Here is a 2,114-nt window from a genome sequence, read left to right as displayed (position 1 = left end):
GACCGGCTGCTCATGTGCACCGGCTCCAACCCGTTCATGCTGCCGGTGCCCGGCAAGGACTTGAAGGGCGTGATCGCCTACCGCGACATTGCCGACACCGACTACATGATCGAGACCGCCAGGACGCACAAGAACGCGGTGGTGATCGGTGGCGGCCTGCTCGGGCTGGAGGCGGCCAATGGCCTGATGCTGCGCGGCATGAACGTGACCGTGGTGCACGTGATGCCCTGGCTGATGGAGCGCCAGCTGGATGACGTGGCGGGCAAGCTCCTGCAGAAGTCGCTGGAAGAGCGGGGCCTGAAGTTCCTGATCGGCGCGCAGACGCAGGATCTGCTCGGAGGCGAGGATGGCCGCGTGAAGGTCATCCGCTTCAAGGACGGCACCGAAGTCGCGGCCGACCTGGTGGTGATGGCGGTGGGCATCCGCCCCAACACGGCGCTTGCCGAATCGATGCGGCTGCACTGCAACCGCGGCATCGTGGTCAACGACACCATGCAGACCGTGACCGATGCGCGCATCTACTCGGTGGGCGAATGCGCGGCGCACCGCGGCATCGCCTACGGGCTGGTGGCGCCCTTGTTCGAGCAGGCCAAGGTGGCGGCCAACCACCTGGCGCAGTTCGGCATCGGGCGCTACCTGGGCTCGCTCACCTCGACCAAGCTGAAGGTGACGGGCATCGACCTCTTCAGCGCCGGCGAGTTCATGGGCGGCGAGGGCACCGAGGAGATCGTCATGAGCGACCCCTTCGGCGGGGTCTACAAGAAGCTGGTGATCAAGGACGACAAGCTGGTGGGCGCCTGCCTGTACGGCGACACGGTGGACGGCAGCTGGTACTTCAAGCTCTTGCGCGACGGGCGCAGCGTGAGCGACATCCGCGACAAGCTGATGTTCGGCGAGTCGAACATCGGCGACACCGGCCACGAGGGGCACAACAGCGCGGCCGCCATGCCCGACGAGGCCGAGGTGTGCGGCTGCAACGGCGTGAGCAAGGGCGCCATCTGCAAGGCGATCAAGGACAAGGGCCTGTTCACGCTGGACGAGGTTAAAAAGCACACCAAGGCCAGTGCGAGCTGCGGTTCGTGCACCGGGCTGGTCGAGCAGATCCTGATGTTCACGGCCGGCGGCGACTACTCGGCCGCGCCCAAGAAGAAAGCGGTGTGCGGCTGCACCGACGCGAGCCACAAGGACGTGCGCGACGCCATCCGCGCGCAGAAGTACCTGACGCATGCCGAGGTCTACGAGGGCCTTGGCTGGCGCACGCCCAACGGGTGCGCCACCTGCCGCCCGGCGGTCAACTACTACCTGATCAGCACCTGGCCGAAGGAGGCCCGGGACGATCCGCAGAGCCGCTTCATCAACGAGCGCAGCCACGCCAACATCCAGAAGGACGGCACCTACTCGGTGATTCCGCGCATGTGGGGCGGGCACACCACGCCCGACGAGCTGCGCCGCATCGCGGACGCGGCCGACAAGTACAAGATCCCGACCGTGAAGGTCACCGGCGGCCAGCGCATCGACCTCCTGGGGGTGAAGAAGGAAGACCTGGCGGGCGTGTGGAAGGACATCGGCATGCCTTCGGGGTTTGCGTATGCGAAGTCGCTGCGCACGGTGAAGACCTGCGTGGGCAGCGAGTGGTGCCGCTTCGGCACGCAGGACTCCACGCAGATGGGCAAGGATATCGAGCACGCGCTGTGGGCGATGTACTCGCCGCACAAGGTCAAGATCGCGGTGAGCGGGTGCCCGCGCAACTGCGCCGAGGCCGGCATCAAGGACGTGGGGGTGATCGGGGTGGACTCGGGCTGGGAGATCTATGTGGGGGGCAACGGCGGCATCAAGACCGAGGTGGCGCACTTCCTGGTGAAGGTCAAGAGCAGCCAGGAGGTGATGGAGTTCACGGGGGCCTTCCTGCAGTTGTACCGCGAGGAGGGCTGGTACCTGGAGCGCACGGTGCACTACATCGGGCGGGTCGGGCTGGACCATGTGAAAAAGCGCATCCTGGAGGATGCCGAGGGGCGCCGGGCGCTGTGGGAGCGGCTGCAGTTCGCGCTGGACGGCGAGCCCGACCCGTGGTTCGAGTCGAGCCAGGCTGCGGTCGACGTGCGGCAGTTCACGCC

The 2,114-nt window shown here is 66.7% G+C and carries 1 protein-coding gene; it reads left to right on the top strand.

Annotated elements, in window-relative coordinates; genetic code table 11:
* Window positions 1-2,114 (top strand): nitrite reductase large subunit NirB (gene nirB, locus ACSFA8_RS27110; protein WP_435482551.1); only part of this gene is annotated, 2,114 nt, incomplete at both ends.

Source organism: Variovorax nitratireducens, assembly GCF_051216545.1.
Lineage (GTDB): Bacteria > Pseudomonadota > Gammaproteobacteria > Burkholderiales > Burkholderiaceae_C > Variovorax.
The sequence above is the reverse complement of the archived record's forward strand: the minus strand, read 5'-3'. Positions and strand labels throughout refer to the sequence as shown.